This window comes from Shewanella psychrophila, assembly GCF_002005305.1.
GTDB lineage: Bacteria > Pseudomonadota > Gammaproteobacteria > Enterobacterales > Shewanellaceae > Shewanella > Shewanella psychrophila.
This window is the reverse complement of the sequence record NZ_CP014782.1, coordinates 356805-377011: the sequence shown is the minus strand read 5'-3', so window position 1 is coordinate 377011 and position 20207 is coordinate 356805. Positions and strand designations below refer to the sequence as shown.

General features: G+C 44.7%; 13 protein-coding genes, 1 rRNA gene and 2 pseudogenes. 5 read left to right on the top strand and 11 right to left on the bottom strand.

Annotated features, from left to right (window positions below; translation table 11 throughout):
• Positions 1-65 precede the first annotated feature (65 nt).
• The 3 genes from sps_RS01685 to sps_RS01675 form a co-directional block, all read right to left on the bottom strand.
• Positions 66-1610 (bottom strand): 16S ribosomal RNA (locus tag sps_RS01685).
• A 771-nt stretch (positions 1611-2381) separates the two neighbouring features.
• Complete coding sequence (fieF, locus tag sps_RS01680; RefSeq protein ID WP_077750904.1) at positions 2382-3251, bottom strand: cation efflux pump FieF; 870 nt, start codon at positions 3249-3251, stop codon at positions 2382-2384.
• A gap of 107 nt (positions 3252-3358) precedes the next feature.
• Positions 3359-3835, bottom strand: a complete 477-nt coding sequence (locus tag sps_RS01675; protein WP_077750903.1) for a Spy/CpxP family protein refolding chaperone — start codon at positions 3833-3835, stop codon at positions 3359-3361.
• Positions 3836-4082: 247 nt separating this feature from the next.
• On the opposite strand from sps_RS01675, the gene sps_RS01670 reads away from it, so the two are divergent.
• Positions 4083-4766: a response regulator gene (locus sps_RS01670; protein WP_077750902.1), complete on the top strand. Its 684-nt coding sequence runs from the start codon at positions 4083-4085 to the stop codon at positions 4764-4766.
• Positions 4766-6145 carry an ATP-binding protein gene (locus sps_RS01665; RefSeq protein ID WP_077750901.1) on the top strand — a complete coding sequence of 460 codons (1380 nt, stop codon included), beginning with the start codon at positions 4766-4768 and terminating at the stop codon, positions 6143-6145. Before sps_RS01670 ends, sps_RS01665 begins: the two co-directional genes overlap by 1 nt.
• Here the strand turns inward: sps_RS01665 and sps_RS01660 are convergent.
• Positions 6129-6792, bottom strand: a pseudogene (locus sps_RS01660) (TetR/AcrR family transcriptional regulator). The gene sps_RS01665 and the pseudogene sps_RS01660 overlap by 17 nt on opposite strands.
• 121 nt (positions 6793-6913) lie before the next feature.
• Here sps_RS01660 and sps_RS01655 point away from each other — a divergent pair.
• Together sps_RS01655 and sps_RS01650 are read left to right on the top strand one after the other, a co-directional pair.
• Positions 6914-7063: pseudogene (locus sps_RS01655) on the top strand (LysR family transcriptional regulator); the annotation flags it as partial.
• Between the two features lie 32 nt (positions 7064-7095).
• Positions 7096-8013, top strand: coding sequence for a LysR family transcriptional regulator (locus tag sps_RS01650; RefSeq protein WP_077750900.1), 918 nt, complete (start codon positions 7096-7098; stop codon positions 8011-8013).
• A 55-nt stretch (positions 8014-8068) separates the two neighbouring features.
• Here the strand turns inward: sps_RS01650 and sps_RS01645 are convergent, their stop codons facing one another.
• The 7 genes from sps_RS01645 to sps_RS01615 all read right to left on the bottom strand — a co-directional run bounded on the left by sps_RS01645 (position 8069) and on the right by sps_RS01615 (position 18239).
• Positions 8069-10072: a hypothetical protein gene (locus sps_RS01645; RefSeq protein ID WP_077750899.1), complete on the bottom strand. Its 2004-nt coding sequence runs from the start codon at positions 10070-10072 to the stop codon at positions 8069-8071.
• 372 nt (positions 10073-10444) lie between these two features.
• Positions 10445-11425: an acrylyl-CoA reductase (NADPH) gene (acuI, locus tag sps_RS01640; RefSeq protein WP_077750898.1), complete on the bottom strand. Its 981-nt coding sequence runs from the start codon at positions 11423-11425 to the stop codon at positions 10445-10447.
• Positions 11426-11613: 188 nt separating this feature from the next.
• The gene (locus sps_RS01635; protein WP_077750897.1) at positions 11614-12096 is read right to left on the bottom strand and encodes an ankyrin repeat domain-containing protein; all 483 of its coding nucleotides are present in this window, start codon (positions 12094-12096) and stop codon (positions 11614-11616) included.
• 12 nt (positions 12097-12108) lie between these two features.
• Entirely contained in the window at positions 12109-13062 is a 954-nt protein-coding gene (locus tag sps_RS01630) for a hypothetical protein (protein WP_077750896.1), read from the bottom strand.
• Positions 13063-13076: 14 nt separating this feature from the next.
• Positions 13077-14411, bottom strand: coding sequence for a sphingomyelin phosphodiesterase (locus sps_RS01625; protein ID WP_077750895.1), 1335 nt, complete (start codon positions 14409-14411; stop codon positions 13077-13079).
• Between the two features lie 405 nt (positions 14412-14816).
• A complete protein-coding gene (gene katE1, locus sps_RS01620; RefSeq protein ID WP_077750894.1) occupies positions 14817-16325 on the bottom strand; it encodes a catalase KatE1 in 1509 nt (502 codons plus the stop codon).
• A 123-nt stretch (positions 16326-16448) separates the two neighbouring features.
• On the bottom strand, positions 16449-18239 hold the full coding sequence (locus sps_RS01615; protein WP_077750893.1) for a sigma-54-dependent Fis family transcriptional regulator: 1791 nt from the start codon (positions 18237-18239) through the stop codon (positions 16449-16451).
• Positions 18240-18538: 299 nt separating this feature from the next.
• On the opposite strand from sps_RS01615, the gene exaC reads away from it, so the two are divergent.
• The gene (gene exaC, locus sps_RS01610) at positions 18539-20059 is read left to right on the top strand and encodes an acetaldehyde dehydrogenase ExaC (protein ID WP_077750892.1); all 1521 of its coding nucleotides are present in this window, start codon (positions 18539-18541) and stop codon (positions 20057-20059) included.
• Positions 20060-20207 lie beyond the last annotated feature (148 nt).

Sequence of the window (20207 nt, the reverse complement as noted above, 5' to 3'; positions counted from 1 at the left end):
TCTCGCTCTAACAAGAACAAGTTATCTGTGTGAACACTCAACAAATATTGAGTTAGTCGTATAGGTAAGGAGGTGATCCAGCCCCAGGTTCCCCTAGGGCTACCTTGTTACGACTTCACCCCAGTCATGAACCACACCGTGGTAAACGCCCTCCCCGAAAGGTTAAGCTATCTACTTCTGGTGCAGCCCACTCCCATGGTGTGACGGGCGGTGTGTACAAGGCCCGGGAACGTATTCACCGTAGCATTCTGATCTACGATTACTAGCGATTCCGACTTCACGGAGTCGAGTTGCAGACTCCGATCCGGACTACGACCGGCTTTGTGGGATTAGCTTGACCTCGCGGCTTTGCGACCCTCTGTACCGACCATTGTAGCACGTGTGTAGCCCTACTCGTAAGGGCCATGATGACTTGACGTCGTCCCCACCTTCCTCCGGTTTATCACCGGCAGTCTCCCTAAAGTTCCCACCATTACGTGCTGGCAAATAAGGATAAGGGTTGCGCTCGTTGCGGGACTTAACCCAACATTTCACAACACGAGCTGACGACAGCCATGCAGCACCTGTCTCACAGTTCCCGAAGGCACCAATCCATCTCTGGAAAGTTCTGTGGATGTCAAGAGTAGGTAAGGTTCTTCGCGTTGCATCGAATTAAACCACATGCTCCACCGCTTGTGCGGGCCCCCGTCAATTCATTTGAGTTTTAACCTTGCGGCCGTACTCCCCAGGCGGTCTACTTAATGCGTTAGCTTGAGAACCCAGTGTTCAAGACACCAAATTCCGAGTAGACATCGTTTACGGCGTGGACTACCAGGGTATCTAATCCTGTTTGCTCCCCACGCTTTCGTACCTGAGCGTCAGTCTTTGTCCAGGGGGCCGCCTTCGCCACCGGTATTCCTTCAGATCTCTACGCATTTCACCGCTACACCTGAAATTCTACCCCCCTCTACAAGACTCTAGTTTGCCAGTTCAAAATGCAATTCCCAGGTTGAGCCCGGGGCTTTCACATCTTGCTTAACAAACCGCCTGCGTACGCTTTACGCCCAGTAATTCCGATTAACGCTTGCACCCCTCGTATTACCGCGGCTGCTGGCACGAAGTTAGCCGGTGCTTCTTCTGCGAGTAACGTCACAGCTATAGTTTATTAAACTACAACCTTTCCTCCTCGCTGAAAGTGCTTTACAACCCGAAGGCCTTCTTCACACACGCGGCATGGCTGCATCAGGCTTTCGCCCATTGTGCAATATTCCCCACTGCTGCCTCCCGTAGGAGTCTGGACCGTGTCTCAGTTCCAGTGTGGCTGATCATCCTCTCAGACCAGCTAGGGATCGTTGCCTTGGTAAGCCATTACCTTACCAACTAGCTAATCCCACCTAGGTACATCCAATCGCGAAAGGCCCGAAGGTCCCCTCCTTTCCCCCGTAGGGCGTATGCGGTATTAGCAGTCGTTTCCAACTGTTATCCCCCTCGACTGGGCAGTTCCCTAGGCATTACTCACCCGTCCGCCGCTCGACAGCAAAGGTGCAAGCACCTTCCTGTTTCCGCTCGACTTGCATGTGTTAGGCCTGCCGCCAGCGTTCAATCTGAGCCATGATCAAACTCTTCAATTAAAGTTTTTTTGATGCACTTCCTTTCGAAAATGACATCGGCTCAATGAATTATACTGTTTTTCACTAACCACTCTCTATAAAGAGAATGCCAATGAAGCTTACATATTTGCTTCTTTGAATTTACTTTGCTTGCTCGTGAGAGTAAGAAAGTAGAAACCAAAGTTGCTATGGTCACTCAGTGGTTCATCGAGTTAAATTTTTGATTACCGACATTCCGAAGAACAGAAGGTAATTTCGAATAACTCAACACCTGTGAGTGCCCACACAGATTTCTTGTTTTGAATTGTTAAAGAGCGTTGCTAACATGAAGAGCGAATCTTTCAGTAGCAGCCTTGACGCTAGGTCGTTGGCTTGAGGAGGCGTATTCTACACTCTCCGCAGTTGGCGTCAAGGGCTTATTTTAAGAAGATTTCCAAGTGATGATTTGTTAATCACTATTGTGAGAACCAAACAAAACCCGAAGCTCTTAAAGCACTTTTCACCTGAGTTAAATTCCGAAGAAATAAACTCTCTAACACTGCTGCAAGTCCCGTACTATCTAATCTTTCGACTGTTTATAAGTTTTAAGAATTAGTCTAGATGGCCTGCTGTGCCGTGTCAGTGGATGCGCATTATAGGGATATCAGCCTAGAGCGCAAGGGCTTTTTAGGTATAAAATCACTTTATTTAAAAGTAGATACTTAAGCACACGCTGCGCACTAGTTACCCCCAACGTTATCCACAAATAGCAGCCTTTTTTTCATTTTACATAAACTTAAATACATAAAACCATTAAACTGGGTCTTGGTGGATAATAACCTCTGCATCATCAAACCACGCTCTTATTCTCGCTTCGGTCTTATCCGCAATAGCGTGTGCTTCTCTTAAGCTAAGAGAACCGTCCAATTCTAAATGGCACTGAATAAAGGTTGTCTTGCCTGATTCACGGGTCCTTAAATCATGGATGCCTTTGACTTGTGGATCCTGCTGAGCCAACTCGACTATCTTTAATCGAGTGTCATCATCTAGCTCTCTATCGAGTAAAGACTGAATTGAGCGATAGCCTAAACCCAAAGCTTGCTGGCCTATGAAGATTGCAATAAGGATTGCAAACAATCCATCAGCCCACCACCAGCCATATTGTGAGAGAACAAGTGCCACTAATACGGCAGCATTTAAGAATAGATCTGATTTATAATGAAGTGCATCGGCCTCAACAATAGTGCTAGATGTAGCGGCTAGTGCTTTCTTCTGCAATACAACTAAAGCAAAAGTTAGGATAATAGCGATTATAGAGACCACGACCCCCAACATTGCATGGTTTACTGGGGTTGGATTAATTAAGCGGTCTCCACCATGAAATAATAGTAAGAACGCAGACCCTAAGATAAATGCAGATTGGGCTAATGCCGCTAATGGCTCAGCTTTACCATGGCCATATCTATGATCTTGATCGGCAGGAACTATCGCATATCTAATTGCGATGAAATTAACTATAGATGCGAGCGCATCGGCAAAGGAATCTGTCAATGACGCTAACATACTGGCAGAGCCTGAATACATCCAGGCAGCCATTTTGATAATAATAAGGGTCAAGGCAGTTGCGACAGCTGCACGACTAGCTAATTTGACCCAGAAGTCGTATTGGGAAGTTTGATTCATGAGATCATATTTCTACTATATATAGCTATTAACTTTCTTGTTAAGAATAGCAAGCAGGGGAAGCCTATGATCTCAGTGTATATCAATACCTAACTAAAAACCGATGACTAGTGCCCACCTTTACGTGAATGGCCTTTTTCGAAGTTATCTTTGAACTGCTCTTGTTGCTCAGGAGTAAGAAGCTTATATATCTTATTCTGAACTTCAAGCATACCTAGTTTCTTAAATTTGGCATTATCTTGTCTGGCTTGCATCAACTCTTGTGCTTTTGCCTCATCGAAATTATCGGCTGTGATCAAACTTAAAAACTCAGCCTTTTTAGCTTGACGCTCTTCCTTACTAGGACGATTTTCTTTCATCGCTGATTTCTGTTCTTTCATTAAAGACTTTATTTCAGTTTTTTGCTCATCAGTCAGATCTAACCCCCTAAACATTTGACGCATACCGCCATGGTGTCCCATACGCTCGCTCTTCATATGATGCTGACCGTCATGTTGCCCATCTTCTGCGTATACAGCCGATGTCATAAGAGCCGTGCTTGCTACAATTGCGAGTAAACCTGCTTTAAATGTATTCTTTTTCATTTCACTGACCTCTATCTGTGGGTGAGTTATCTCACGTCATTCAACAAAATCCAGTTTAGCGAATTCAATGTAAGTCAGGGTTTATACAAGGTAAATCACTGTAAATTTACTGAGTTCTTTTATTACAAGCTTCCCTTCAATCAGCCTATGCTGCAATCTTTACTTAGACTTACATTGATAAACTGCAATTGACATCTAAAAAGGTATACTCGTCTTGTTAGCATATTGATTTAGGGTAAAAGCGTATATGAACCATCTGTTACTGATAGACGATGACTTGGGCTTATCGGAGTTATTAGCACAACTCCTTGAATTGGAAGGCTTCGAGCTGACACTCGCCCATGATGGGCAATCAGGCTTAGATCTGGCTCTGGAAAAAGATTACGATCTGATTCTTCTCGATGTCATGTTACCAAAGCTAAATGGTTTTGAGGTATTAAAGTCTCTCAGAGCGAACAAACAGACACCTGTGCTAATGCTCACCGCTCGCGGCGATGAGATTGATAGAGTTGTGGGACTCGAGATAGGAGCCGACGACTATTTACCTAAACCTTTCAACGATAGAGAGCTAGTCGCACGTATTAAGGCGATTATTCGTCGTAGTCATATTTTACCCAGCGAACAGCAACCCAGTATTTTTGAATATGGCGATATCAAGCTAGATCCTAGTCGTCAGGAAGTCTATTGCCAGGAACAGCTACTCATACTCACCGGAACTGAGTTTGGTTTGTTATATGAGATGGTACAAAATGCAGGTGACTTGATAAGTAAAGAAAGCTTGAGTGAAACAGTGCTCAATAAGAAGCTTATGCCATTCGACAGAAGCTTAGATATGCATCTATCTAACCTACGTAAGAAGCTACCGGAGCGGCAAGATGGCAGACCTAGAGTCAAAACGATTCGCGGCAAAGGCTATATTTGGCTACCTTAATGACTCTAAGCAAACTCCCGAACCGTATTTTTATAAAGTTGTTGCTTGGCTTCTGGCTATGTAGCTCCTTGATCATAGCCATCGTTGGACTGCTCCCGCTATTGCAGCAAAACCATGACAGAGCACCACTTCCCCCTCATCTTGCAAACATGCTAGTCAGGGTTGCCGATCGCGTCAGTATACGCTTGGAGGATGGTCCTCAAGCTATTAACACCAGTCGATTCAAACGACTCACTCACATCAGAGATAGGAACGACAAACCTGTCCGTTTTTATATTGCCGATCATCAGGGCAGAGTAATTAACACACACAAGGTATCTCGGGGGCTACGCCGCTTCATGCTGATGGCAGATGAAGCCGAACGACCTATGACACACCAATTTAAGAGAGAATTAATCTTTGGCCCCTATGAGTTCGATGTCAAAGGAGAAAAATACTCAATTTATGGCAGGCTAGCCGATCATCACCCACGCCCTTGGTTTTTCTTCTTCGCAGAGAATAAACTACTGACATTAAGCCTAGCCATCATTCTCTCCGGCCTTTTATGTGGTCTGCTCGCCTGGCACCTGGGAAAACCGCTGCGTACACTGAAGTTAAGCGCCGATGCACTTGCCGCCGGAGATTTAACCAGCCGTGTCGACAAGGCAACCACTAAGCGCAAAGATGAGATAGGTCAACTCGCTCAGGCATTTAACGGCATGGCTAATTCAGTTGAGAATATGGTTCAAAGCCAACAAAGGCTCATTAGTGATATTTCTCATGAATTAAGAACACCACTAACCCGGCTTCAATTGGCCTTGGCCCTAGCTCGTAAGAAAGGACAGAAATCAGCCGAAACCGAACGTATCGGCTATGAAGCAGAACAGCTAGAACAGATGATTGCTGAGTTACTTGAGCTTTCTCGAGTAAAGCTCAATATTCACGATACTAAGCATCTAGTGTCACTCAATGAAACCTTGAGTCAGGTTCTCGATGATGCAGATTTTGAATCTTCGCAGCAGGGCAAGCAACTGCTGATAGATATTGATGATGCAATCGCAATGCCGACAAGTCCCAGACCACTGGCTAGGGCAATTGAAAACTTACTCAGAAATGCGATTCGCTATGCCGAGCATCAGATCAACATCACGGCTCAATTCTCAGAAAATGAAGTCATTATAACCATTGCTGATGATGGACCAGGTATTGAGAATGAGCAAGATTTAAAAGCTATTTTTGACCCCTTCTATCGGCCTCAAACGGCTCGAGAAAGAGAATCTGGCGGCTGGGGGCTAGGTCTAGCGATTACTAAGGCGGCCATTGATGCTCATCAAGGACAGATAATAGCCGAAAATATTCAGCCCCACGGTTTGAAAGTCACCATCAAGCTGCTGAGCTAACGCTATTCTTTTGAAGATTCAATTGATGTTTAGCTGACAACCAGGCAGATAATGCCAGCTTAGTGGGTATTCGCCTATCCGAATGCCCCATTAGCTGACTCAATGCATAACTGAATTGATAGTAAAGTTGTACATCACCAAAATGTTTTTCGGCATCATTACTGTTTATCATGGCACCTCTCAGATAACTCATCACGAGCTCAACCCGATCAAAGCCAGGCACCTCGCCTATACTAGAAATGATTTGTTTATTCCAAGTTAAGTACTCTTGGTATAACTTTTCAAATCGTAGACGATATAAATCTGTCGCTTGATCTAGCAAATCTTGATTAGGCATAACCCGATCTACCACAAATCGTTTTTCAGCCAAGGTAGAGTAAAGCCGATTACAGTGACGATAGAGAAAGCACATTAGCGGATCTTGGTAGTCTTTGGCATCTTGCTTAGCCAGCTCAAGCCAATGCTCATATTCACCAGACGCGACCGCAACGATTAAATCCGCTTAGGTGGTAAAATGATTGTAGATAGTACCCTTAGATATTTGACTCGCGTGTACCAAATGTGAACGGCAAAGATCAAAGGTTTTATGTCCTTTAAGGCAACGCTGCGCCAACCAAGTACTGCCCGCGTTGTTCCCAACTACTCATCTCGACCTCATCACACTTCTTAACTTTGCAACTTAATAACTTCACAGTTACAAGATAGCAAGCTTTCTGAGCCCCTGATATTGAGTAATACTGATACCACTATTAATAAAGCCAATACCAGATGTTAAAAATCGAACTACTTGAAAGCTTTATTGCTGTCGCTGAGAGTGGCAACCTTTCTAAAGCCGCCGAAACAATTTGCCGAACCCAATCAACACTTAGTTTACAGATAAAAAAACTAGAAGTGAGCATAGCTCATGTCTTGGTGTTAGTGTTATATCAATGAGATTTGAGTGAATATCAATGGAACTAGAAGATATCTACCGGCAAGATCTAAGTTTGCTTATTGCACTGCAGATCTTGGTTGAAGAATGTAGCGTGACCCAAGCCGCTAAGCGATTGCATCTAAGCCAATCTGCCACCAGCAGAATTTTGGCCCGGTTACGCGACATGCTTAATGACCCTCTCTTTACCCGTGTAGGACAAAAGCTAGTACCGACTCCATTCGCCCTCAATTGCTATTCACAGTTACAGCAACCTACAGGGCAACTGATTGAGCTACTGACTCCCAAAGAATTTAACCCAAGTGAATGTCAGCAAAAATTTACCATAGCCGCCACAGACTATGCGATGCAGGCAATCGTGCCTTTCGTATTACCGGAAATCTACAGTAAGGCGCCCTGTATCAGACTTGAGGTCATACCGGTTCAGCATAAAGAACTCCAACCCCAATTAAGTCAGCAAGGGGCTGACTTGGCTATCTGCCGTGCAATCGGTCAAACTCGGCAGCTCAGTCAAGAGTTTCTCGGTAAAGTCGGAGTCAGTTGCCTATTATCGCCCGAGCACCCCCTGGCTGACTCCCCCCTCACATTAGCGGATTACCTATATTACCCTCACGCAACCATAGCCATCAGTGATGGCGTTAAGGCACTGGTTGATTCGGCTATTGCGGCGCATCCCGACCGCAATGAGTTATTAAGAACCTCTCATCTGGATAGCGCCCTTACCCTATTAAAATTTCATCCTTTGATCATAACTTTACCTGAGGGTATGGCTGAACTTGCCGCATCCAAGCACAGGCTCAGGCTAAAACCACTTCCTTTTGAGATCCCACCATTAGACTACAACCTATTTTGGCACTCAAAATCTGAACTCGACAAAGCCCACAAGTGGTTAAGGGAAGAGATCACGGCTTTAATTCGTCAACTGCTTAAACAATAATCCAGATAATAAAAAGCCCTGCAAAAGCAGGGCTTAAATCAAATAGATATATTGATTACTTTACTTTATATGTCATCGTTCCTGTCTGATGCACGCCTTCTTTTGTCGTATAACTATAATCAAAAGTCGCACTATTCTCATTATTCACAACATCATCCTCAAGATGCAGATATGTGTAGTTAGAATATCTATACCCAGACTCTAGGCTAGTTCCTGTTTGTGGATAAATAGAGCTAGAATTAATATTTTCATTTTGGGCGGCTTTCAACAGATATTGCTTACTCGTTGAATATAGCTCACCTGCAACAACTACCTTAATTTCATTATGATAATCATTACTGACACCATGTTCTTTATATGAAGTCATTGTTAAAGTGAGCTCATGCAAATTATTAATGGAAGTAGGAAAATATAGGCTCACACTGTTACTAGCACCACACCATCCACATATTACCGTTTCATCAGCAGTATTTTTTGAAACGATTAAAGATCCATTTGTGGTGAAATTTCTATTATCTAAAACTACATCATTGATATTAAATGAAATATTGTAAACATAAAGTGGATTTGAGTCGTCGTTGTAAACATCTTCCTCATTACTAGCAATAACATTAACTAACTCACCGACCCGATATTGATACTCTCCATCAATCAACTCATCTACAGGAGAAGCCGTTAACTTAGTACCATTTAGCGACAACGCTACATCTGTCCCTATAATCTTATGCTCACTCATAAGATAAGTCGTTCCAGGGCTTACCCCCTCTTCATTCTGAATATTACCAGGAATAACCTTCACAGAATCCGTCGCAACAAGCATGACACTTGTCTGTATATCTTCCTCCTCGACTAAAGCCACTGGTGCTGAATAAAATATCTCAAAATCAGTGTTTCTTGTGGTTTTTGAGAGCACTTTAATCGATGGGGATTGATAGCTGAATGTTGATAGATTTACGACTAGATTAAGTTCACCTGCTACGACCTCTGTTAAGAAGCTATGATACTGGGAATCTGAGATATAAACATTGTATTGTTGTTCAAATTCAGTTTGATTGATACTGACTTCAGCACTGGTATAGTTGAGAGTTCCAACTTTAAAACTGGGGATTTCTACATTCAGAGCCCCACGATATGCAACATCCAATACATACTGGCCGCTAGTAGAATCATATTCAAAGTAGGCATTACCATGATCATTATTTGCTGAGGAAACACGAGCCCCCCCTAAAGCTTCGCCCTCTCCATTTAATAGCGTCAAGCGTAAGCTGTATTCCTTCAGCTGATTAACCTCTTTCAGATAGAGCAAACCTTCGGCCCAAATCTTACTTGAGCTCAATAGTTTAGAGGTTGAACCATTCTGACCTAGCTCTAATTCAAAATCGTTAATACCATCACTATCAATATCGAGATTTGCATGTATCTCAGTAGGAATACCCTCGGGTAAAATCAGCTTATATTCACCAATTTCTTTGGTGAAATCTGCTGTGAATTCTGGCTGTTGAAGCTTTAAAGGATATGACATGTAATAGTTTGGATAATCATCTACGACATAAACCGGATATAAATCCAAACCTTCCACATATGTATTTTCGCCCGAATGTAGAAGTGTTAGCAGTTTCTCTTTTGGCTTACCTAAAGTGATTTCACCCAAGTCTTGACTAACAAGCTGACCCTGAGCCCCGCCCTTTGTCATACCTTTATAGGCCATAGTGACGAAAGAGCCTGAAGGACTTTCTACTTTCAACATAAAGTCGCTGTTTGCTGGTTGTTTATCCAAAAATAACTTGGAATCGGTTATGGACACCGGAGTCGACCATCCTTCAGCAAACTTAATAGAGACTTGGGCATCAGAGAGAGCGACACCTTCCGTTGCACCTATTAATGTTCCAGATAAAGTTATCGGCTTAGCACTGGCGTTATTTTGATCTTGTAGTAATTGATTTTGTGCTTCTAAAGCTGCTACAACGGCATCGTTGTTCTTGTTATCTTCAACTTCTAAACACGCAGACAAAGTCAGCGTGGCTGAAATAGCCATCGCTAATTTAATATGGTTTGACATTAAATACTTCCTTTTATTTTTATAGGTAAGTTAATCAACTTATAGCTATAAGCGATGCTATTTAGAATAGTTAAATCAAAACGTTATCCATAACGCTTTGATTTAGTATACGGACTCTAATTAGCAAGCGAAAACTAACAAATGAACAACAAAAATACAACCTAAACAAACGAAAAGAGTATAAAATATTAAATCTGCAGAAAAAGGTAAGAATTAATTGCAAAAATCTTTATAAATTAGTTTTTTATACCGAGAGTGAGTTTAAGGTAGCAGAAGATGATCTACTAGGAAGGATTAGTATCAGGCTGATTTAACAGAATATTAAATCAGATATCAGCTCTCAAAGTAGAGAGCTAATATTAAAATAGTTCTCTAAACTTTAACTAGCACACGACCAGTGACTTGACCTTTAACTATCTTATCGGCGTAACCAGCAACCTCATCGAGCTCAATAGTCTGAGCCGCTTGCTGATAGTAACTTTCCGGTAATAGCTCTATGACTCGCTCCCAAGCGGCTTGGCGCTTATCTAAGGGACACGAAACAGAATCGATACCGAGCAGGCTTACGCCGCGTAAAATAAACGGCATCACAGTCGTCGGCAGTGCAAATCCACCAGCCAAACCACAAATAGCCGCCGCGCCGCCGTAGTTCATCTGAGCCAGAGCAGATGCCAGCACTTTATTTCCTACGGTATCGACAATACCAGCCCAGCGCTGCTTTTCTAGCGGTCTAGAATCTTGCTCGAGTTCAGTTCGGTCTATGACCTCACTTGCACCGAGTGAAAACAACAGTTCACTGTTTTGCTCCACACGACCAGAACTTGCCACCACCTTATAGCCCAGCCTCGCAAGCAAAGAAACGGCAACAGAGCCCACTCCGCCACTCGCCCCTGCCACTAAGATATCGCCTGATTCAGGTGTGATCTTGGCATCTTGTAACGCCTGCACACATAACATAGCGGTTAAACCAGCAGTGCCTATCATCATCGATTTTTTGGCATTACAAGCTTGTGGCATAGGGACTAACCAGTCGGCTTTTACACGTGCTTTCTCAGCCATGCCGCCCCAGTGATTTTCACCGACTCCCCAACCGGTCAAGATAACCTCATCACCCTTTTTATAACGAGGATCGGCCGACTCACTCACCACACCAGCAAAATCGATACCCGGTACCATGGGGAAATTACGAATAATACGGCCCTTTCCCGTTACAGCAAGACCATCTTTATAGTTCAACGATGAATACGCTACATCGACTAGCACTTCACCTTCAGGCAGATCTGACTCTTGGATCTGAGTGATGTTTGCTAGGGTATTTTTGCCTTCTTGAGTTAAAACCAGTGCTTTGAACATGATGAACTCCTCTGAAATAATACTGCTAGCATAAAGCAAAAACAATCATGCTTAAATTGCATAATTTGCATATCTCCCATGCATAGAAGGCATAGTTATCACTTTCAAAATGTGTCAGCCCAAATCAAAAACGATTTGCACTCTGGCTCGTACTCCAAATTAGTTGCTTAAGCTTATAGCCAATATCATTAAGCAGGATCTTTAAGCTCTTTAAGTTTGTCGGCTTGACCCCAGTAACGGGCAAACTCTTCCAGACTCATACCCGACTTGTTAATCAAGCTCTCATCACATTCGTAAGAATAAAGCAGGCTGACAATACGAAACTCAGCCTTAATCAAGGCGCCCATGATTGCTGTATTGCCCCGCTTGTCCTGCAAGCAGGCATTGGCTCCTCGCTGTAAAAGCAGGTCGGTTACCGAATATTGTCCCGCATATGCGCCGACCATTAGGGCGGTATAGCTCTTCTGATTAGCTTGATCTATGGGAAATCCAGCATCGAGAAAGGTACTCAATACTTCAATGTCTCCCACTCTCGCCGCGGCAAAGAAATAGTCGCTCAGCTGCTGCGGACTCGCCAGAGCCTCGGCTTCTGTGTCGACAGCTTTGGCGTATATAGGCGCGGAAATGACAGCCCACAGAAATATAGGTGACATTAAGCTATAGATATTCATGGCGTTTCCCTATCAATTTTTAGCGAAGAAATGTAAGCGATATTCATAATGACGTTGAGCCAAATAGTCCTCCCATTGGGCCGGACTCAAATGTGACTTATCGGTTTGCCTCGAGTTCATTAGTTCACGATTCAGTGCATCGAGTCCCTGCTGATATGTCTCTACCTCTGCAGCCTGATGAGTCACCTGCTCTTGTCTATTATGGATAGATGTCTGTTGAGCTGGGGTCAGGAACCTCTCTCCCAATGCTTGGATCACAGACTCTCTATCATAGGCCGAATAAGAATCGGGGATCAGAGTCAAGGCATGCTCATACTTAGCCTGCTCCGATTCAAGGGCGAAACTGGCTAGATCATCATGCTGAACCCTCAATAACTGCTCATATGCGTCGATAAAGTCGGAGACATCTTCCAACTCGCTTAATTGCCGACTCTTCAGGGTGAATTGGTATAGTGCGTATTCATCCTTAAACACCAGCTCGGCATCGTCACCCCATACTTGCCGATCGATATACTTAATCTTGGCTATTTTTTGCTCCAAGGAAATATCCTGTGACACAAGCTCCAATCCCAACAGCTCCTCTCTAGCCTGCTCATTCTGTAAAAAGTGCTCTAGCAGCACATAACGCTCCGGGCTTAGATAGCGCTTCAGCTCAAACAGCTCCTGATCACAACTCACTTTTACCTCACAATCCCGCCAAAATTGAGTTAAAAGAGCGACTAACTCTCTACCGGAACTGTTCTCGATCGCCCCGCGTAACTGCCGTCTTTTCACTGACAAGCGCTCTGAGCTCATGGCTGCGGCGGAACCTTGCACTTGAGTCGACCTTAATCTTGTATCTACTGGGGTTAACCCAGAGGTAATAGGTATCAGTGGCTGCCTAGCCCCTCCTTCGACAAACAGATAAACTGCGCGCCCCCCCAGAGCGGCGATGAGTAAGATTCCGATATATTTGGTGTTAAACATATTCTGTTAGCCTGCTAATACAATACTGTTGCCACAGGGAAATGATCCGATAAGTTCCAGTTCTTCCACAATCGAGGGTCTGTGGTTCTCGGCACTAGGACACGGTTAGTATTATTCGGCTTGGTCAGATATTCATTGCTGACCACTATGTAATCTAGGTATTCGACATTTTCGCCACCCGAAGCTGGCGCACCGGCGAATTTATTGACTCTTGGATCGAAGGTCGACTCAGTATATCCAGCATACGCCGGCGCCGAAGCGTCTAAGTTGGCCAGCATATTGGCGTAGTCATCCTCAAACTTCCGCTTATTGACATTAAAATCACCACCATAGACAACCATTTCATTGGCAGGAATATTCATCGAAGAAGCAAACTCGCGTATCTGCCTGAACTGACGTTGGCGATAATCACGGGCCGTGTCTGTATCGAATGAGGCTGTATGAGTGGCGAATAGGTGATAGGCCTTGCCTCCCTTTATCACCTCGGCGTAATTGACCCCCTTGTCAGCAAAGCAATCTGTACCAGTGCAATCGGGGAACACGTACTGACTCTGGTTAACTATGGGGAAGCGACTGACTAAGATAACCCCACCATCATAGATATTAACCCCGGGCTTGTTGAGCATCTCGGTCTGGAAGGGGTACTCCTCAGCCAACTGACGCAAGAAGTCTCCCCGTCCCGATGCAAACACCTCCTGCAACATCAAGACATCATAGCCTCGCATATACTCAGGTAATATGGCTAAGCGGTCTTGGATGTGAGAAGCAATAACTGGTAAGGCCCAGATGTTATAGGTCATCACCTTGAGCAAGTCTTCATTGTCATCCTTTTGCTCGTCTATTTTCCCCGGAGTGAGAGCATAATAAATGTCATCATATCGTGCGGTGTTGTCCGCCTTGAATGACAACTCTGAAAGTCCTGAATATGGACTGAATATCTGATACCGATAAATATCGCGATTGTCTTGCCATTGCAGATCTAAATCGTCAGCACTGGCACCATGCTTCATGGTCGAATTATACCAGTGACCCTCGACTCTCTGATGTAAGGAAACTGACTCCCCCAGCTGATTAGTGAGCCGGGTTTCAAAATTGTAGTCTTGCCCCGACTCAACCCCTTCCCATCGATTAAAACTCAGGACGACTTTGGTCTCCCAAGGGCCTAAACTGTCCGTGTGTTGCTGCCATTCATTGCCTTCCTCCAGTCTACCCGAGCCGGTATGGATAACATCCACCGACATTATTTGATTTGAGTTATTGGTAACATAAATGTCACTGTCGGCAAGCGCTGGTAAAACCCATAAAACGGATATGCCAAGGGCCAGAATGGATTTTTCTAATGGGTTCATATCATTTCCTTCGATTAGAATGCATTAAATCAAATTCCCCCGAAACAAGGCGATATCGCCTAACGCTAACTCCGAAGGTTTGATGCAGAGATCTCGATATTATGTTGCTATTTTCCGGCACTATTTCGCCATAAGATCATGACTGAATAATTACACTAATATGAAACCTCGCACGGTTTCCGCTAATTTACACCTACCCATTAGAGTTAAATAATGTAAATCACCACAGAAACAGACAAATAATCTAGAGTCGTAAACTGGGTTATATCGAGTATTCCATCAAATACATTCCGGAAAAAATTCGGGAATGCCCGCAAGACGCACTCTCTAAACAGGGCAGAAAAGAGCTTAATATACGTCTTGCGGGACTTAATGGATCACAGCTTGGTACGAGTTAAGTCATGGTTACATCTTGGCGCTTTGCTTCACGTCACTAAGGTTACCGTTTACCGCTTTAGTTAACCTTTGACCAAAGTCTTTGTCGGCGCGATAAAAATGACTCAGCATCTGAGTCTTCACGTTAATGTCACTGACCTTGCCTAAATCACCAGCTAGGTTAGTGATCAAATCGGTTTTATCTTGCCTGCTTAAGCTACGGTAGAACACCCCAGCCTGAGAGAAATTATCCTGTTTACTAATGGCATTTTGCTGCACATACCCAGTAAGTTGAGTGTTTACCGCTTTATACTGTTTATCTTCGGCTAAATCTAAGTGTGCACTCGGTTGATAATTAATGTCGGAACGAGTATTAGCGTAATTTGCCGCGCCTTCCTGATTGTGATTTATCACCTTCACTTTTGCTCTGTTAATAGGCAACATGGAGTGATTCGCCCCTAGACGATACATCTGAGTATCTGCATAAGAGAATATTCGCCCCTGAAGTAAGCGATCTTCCGATGGCTCAATCCCAGCAATCAAGTTTGCAGGTGAAAATGCCGCTTGCTCAGTTTCCTGAAAGAAATTATCCGGCATTCTATTCAGCGTCATGGTACCCACCTTAGTCTCGGGAATATCCAGCCACATCTTAGTTGCATCTAATGGGTTATAATCAAACTCACCTAACTGCTTTGGCGATAACACTTTCACATAGAGATTCCACTTAGGAAAATTACCTTGACCTATCTCTCGATAGAGGTCATCAGTCATATGGTTAAAGTTTTTACCTTGTACTTCGGCAACTTCTTCCGGTCGCAAGCCCTTTACGCCTTGCAGACTCTGCCAGTGAAACTTAACGTAATTGACTTTATTGTCTTCAGTCACCCATTTATAGGCATGTACGCCCCAACCATCCATCTCCCGATAGCTTTTTGGCGTGCCTAAATTGGTATAAAGCCAGGTCAACATATGGGTCGAACCCGCTTCGTGACTAAAGAAATCGAAGAAGCGATTCGGATCTTGCATATTGGTCACAGGAGATGGCTTGAGAGAATGCACCATATCCGGAAACTTGATCGCGTCTCGAATGAAGAACACTGGTAGATTATTACCTACCAAATCCCAATTACCTTCATCGGTATAAAATTTTGTCGCAAAGCCTCGAGGATCTCTTAAGGTTTCAGGAGAGCCTTTCGAATGGATAACTGAAGAGAAACGCACGAAAACAGGCGTCACCTTACCTTTTTGCGCAAATGGAGTCGCACGAGTCAAGTCACTAAAATCGCCACTAGCAACAAATTCGCCATAGGCGCCGGCGCCACGAGGATGCACCACACGCTCAGGAATTCGCTCACGAGCAAAACGCTGCAATTTCTGTATTAACTGAACATCCTGCAACAACACACTGCCATTGCTACCAGCTGTAGTTGAATTTTGATTATCACCAACGGCTGCGCCGTTATCACGAGTGATAGTCTCGGCTTGTACGCTAAGCGTCAACCCTATAGATATAAATAGAAGGCTTTTGGAAATATGCATATCAGTTCCTCCATATGCATGATCTAAAGCTCTTTTCTGCCTGCAAACAGTATATTCAAAAATCGGATTAAAAGAAGAGATCTAAATCGATTAACACAATCAATAAATCCTATTAGCGAGCACTTAACTCTTAATTCCTAATGCCTTTAATTTACGGTAAAGGGTATTGCGACTGATCCCCAGCTGTTTAGCACATTGACTGACATTCCCCTGAAACTGAGCATAGCAGGCGATAATATTGCTATTAACCAGAGCTTGTAATTCACTATCATTAGGCTCAGTGACCGAACAGGGGCTCAGATGTTCTTGAGCCAGAGTTCGCTGCAGGTTATCTGGCAGGTGCCCCCAGTGGACCTCTTGCTCGCACTCTGACATCAGACACACGACCTGCATCAAGTTATCCAGCTCGCGTAAATTCCCCGGCCAATCATAGGCAAGTAAATTTGCCAATAGAGATGCCTCTATAAGCTGCGGTGCCCCACGATATTTTCTGTGCAGTTTATGAATAATGCCCTCAATATCACTTCGCTCCCGCAGCGATGGTAAGGTCACCTGCAAGCCATTAAGCCTGTAAAAGAGATCTTGCCTGAACCGGCCATCCTTAACTAACTGTTCCAGATCTGTGTGAGTCGCCGCCACGACTTGGATATCGACCTTATAACAGCGATTACTGCCTACGGGCGTTACCTCTCTTTCCTGCAAGACACGCAATAATCGGCTTTGCGTCGCCAACGGCATCTCGCCAATCTCATCCAAAAACAGGAATCCCCCGTCCGCCTGACGGATTTTGCCTAAATATCCGGTTCTACTAGCACCGGTAAAGGCACCGGCTTGATAACCAAATAGCTCGGACTCCACAAGATCTGCGGGTAAAGAGGCACAATTGACTGCAACAAGTGCATGACCGCGACGCTTGCTTTGACTATGCAGTTTAGTCACGAATTGCTCTTTTCCCACGCCCGTTTCACCTAATACCAACAGAGGAATACATTTACCTACCACTTTATTGGCTTGCTGCCAGGCACGCTCTAATTTGGGGTCTTTAAAACGCACCGCGACTTGATGACCTAATACCTGAGTCTTATTGGGTTTTATAGCCTGAGTTTTAAGATGCAGATCTCTATGCGTTGATAAGGCTTTGTTTTGGGGCCACTGACTACCAATATAGTGTTTGATGTCCTCGCCTAAATCCGGCGTATCTAACAACTTCTTAGCCATGGCATTAGTACCCAAAATCTTGCCTTCGCTATCGGCGATGACGATACCTTGCCAACCCGAGTCTATCAGCGTGGCTTGCTCGGCCAAGTCGATTCGATAATGACTATGTGGTAGATGACAGAGTAAAGCCGTTTCAACTTGTTGCGCCAAGCTAGACACTAATAGCAGAGTTTGCTGAGTGTGTTGCTGCTGCTCTGTGGTGATATCTATGGCAGCTATCATCTCACCGGAAGGAGAGAATATCGGACTGGCGGTGCAGCTCATAAATCTATGCTGCTTAATAAAATGCTGCTCACCTATAACCGATATGGTTTGCTTCGCCTTTAGCGCAGTCCCAATCGCATTAGTGCCCTTATGTTGCTCCAGCCAATTAACCCCAACATCCAATGCAATATTGGCGAGCTTATCTGAATATTTTCTCACCCCCCAATGACACAGCACATAGCCTTCGCTATCGGACAGGATTAACCGGCTCGAAGTGTGTGACATGAGTTGGCTAAACAGGGGGAGTGCATGGTTTTCTACCAGCTCGATAAGCTGTTTATGGTGAAAATTCCGGTCTTCCAACGCGTCTCTATCTAGCTTCATCTCCTCGGGAAGATTGGTTTCAGTAAGCCCTGCACCTTGACTACGTAACCAGGAATCAGATAGCCAATCATGCATGTTCTGTTGTTGAGTGCCGAGTCTAAGAGTCATAGCAGTGTTCCATTTTGGCACACTCATGGTGTGCATTTATGCCACAGTGCGACCGCAATACCAGTGCAACGCCTTACTGGTTTTCGCACATTAAGACATCAAAAATTAGTTTTTCATCATACTGTTACCTCACAAATATCACAACTCCGGCCAGCTTGGCTCGATGTTTGCGATATCCCTCGGGAAAGCTCACATAAGCAGAGAAAATCCTTTGCACTTAAAACAACAAGATACAGCAGATGTATCGGCTAATGACTCAGTAAGAGTTAACTAACAAGACAAATTAGAGGACAAATAGCATGAACTACGCACAACCAGGAAGCGACGGTGCCAAGATCAATTTCAAAGACAAGTATGACAACTATATCGGTGGCGAATGGGTTGCCCCAGTCGGCGGCGAGTATTTCCAGAACAGCTCCCCCGTCAATGGCAAGGTGTTCTGTCAGGTCGCACGCTCGGACGAGAGAGATATCGAACTTGCACTGGACGCTGCACACGAGGCTAGAGAATCCTGGGGAAAGACCTCAGTCACAGAACGCTCTAATCTGCTGCTAAAGATTGCCGACCGTATTGAGCAAAATATCGAATATCTGGCTATCGCCGAGACCTGGGAAAATGGTAAGGCGGTACGCGAGACTCTCGCCGCAGATCTTCCCTTAGTTGTCGATCACTTTCGTTATTTCGCTGGCTGCATTCGCGCCCAAGAGGGCAGCGCCGCCGATATCGATGCTAATACTGTCAGCTACCACTTCCCCGAGCCATTAGGTGTCGTTGGCCAGATAATCCCCTGGAACTTCCCTATATTGATGGCAGCTTGGAAAGTCGCTCCCGCACTAGCTGCGGGTAACTGTATCGTCCTCAAACCTGCGGAGCAGACTCCGGTATCGATTCTGGTACTGGTCGAGCTGATAAGCGATCTGCTGCCTGCGGGCATACTCAATATCGTCAATGGTTTCGGCACCGAAGCTGGACAAGCACTGGCCACCAGCAAGCGTATTGCCAAACTAGCCTTCACCGGCTCGACAAATATCGGTCAACACATTCTGAAGTGCGCCGCAGACTCACTGATCCCTTCGACAGTGGAGCTTGGCGGTAAGTCACCCAATGTCTTCTTCGCCGATGTGATGGAACACGAAGATGAATATCTAGACAAGGCCATTGAAGGCATGTTGCTGGCCTTCTTCAACCAAGGCGAAGTCTGTACCTGTCCATCTAGGGTACTCATCGATGAGTCTATCTATGACAAGTTTATGACCAAGGTCATCGAGCGCGCTAAGAGCATCAAGCAAGGCGATCCTCTGGATACTGAGACTCAAGTCGGTGCCCAGGCATCTCAGGAACAGTTCGATAAGATATTGAGTTACTTAGCAATAGGTAAAGAAGAAGGTGCCGAGCTATTGTTAGGCGGCGATATATGCAGTCTAGAAGGCGGCCAGAGTGGTGGTTTTTATATCAAGCCCACCATCCTCAAAGGCACCAACGACATGCGTATCTTCCAAGAGGAGATCTTCGGCCCGGTGATCTCTGTCACCACCTTTAAGACTGAAGCCGAGGCGCTGGCCATAGCCAACGATACCGAATATGGATTAGGTGCCGGAGTCTGGACCCGAGACATGAATAGAGCCCAGCGCATGGGACGGGAAATCCAGGCGGGACGCGTGTGGATTAACTGTTATCACGCCTATCCGGCACACGCCGCATTCGGTGGCTATAAGCGCTCGGGGATCGGACGTGAGACCCACAAGATGATGTTAGATCATTATCAAAATACCAAGAACTTGCTTATCAGCTACGATGTTAATCCATTAGGATTCTTCTAATAAAAAGCAATTCCCTCTCAGACTGATAGTCTCAGAGGGAAAACTGTGACTCCACATATCGCTTTTCCATTTTGGAAACTGGCACTGCAGGGTTTTTCACTGTTGGCTAAAAGGCTTAAGGAGTAATTTAGTCTGCATCATTCATATA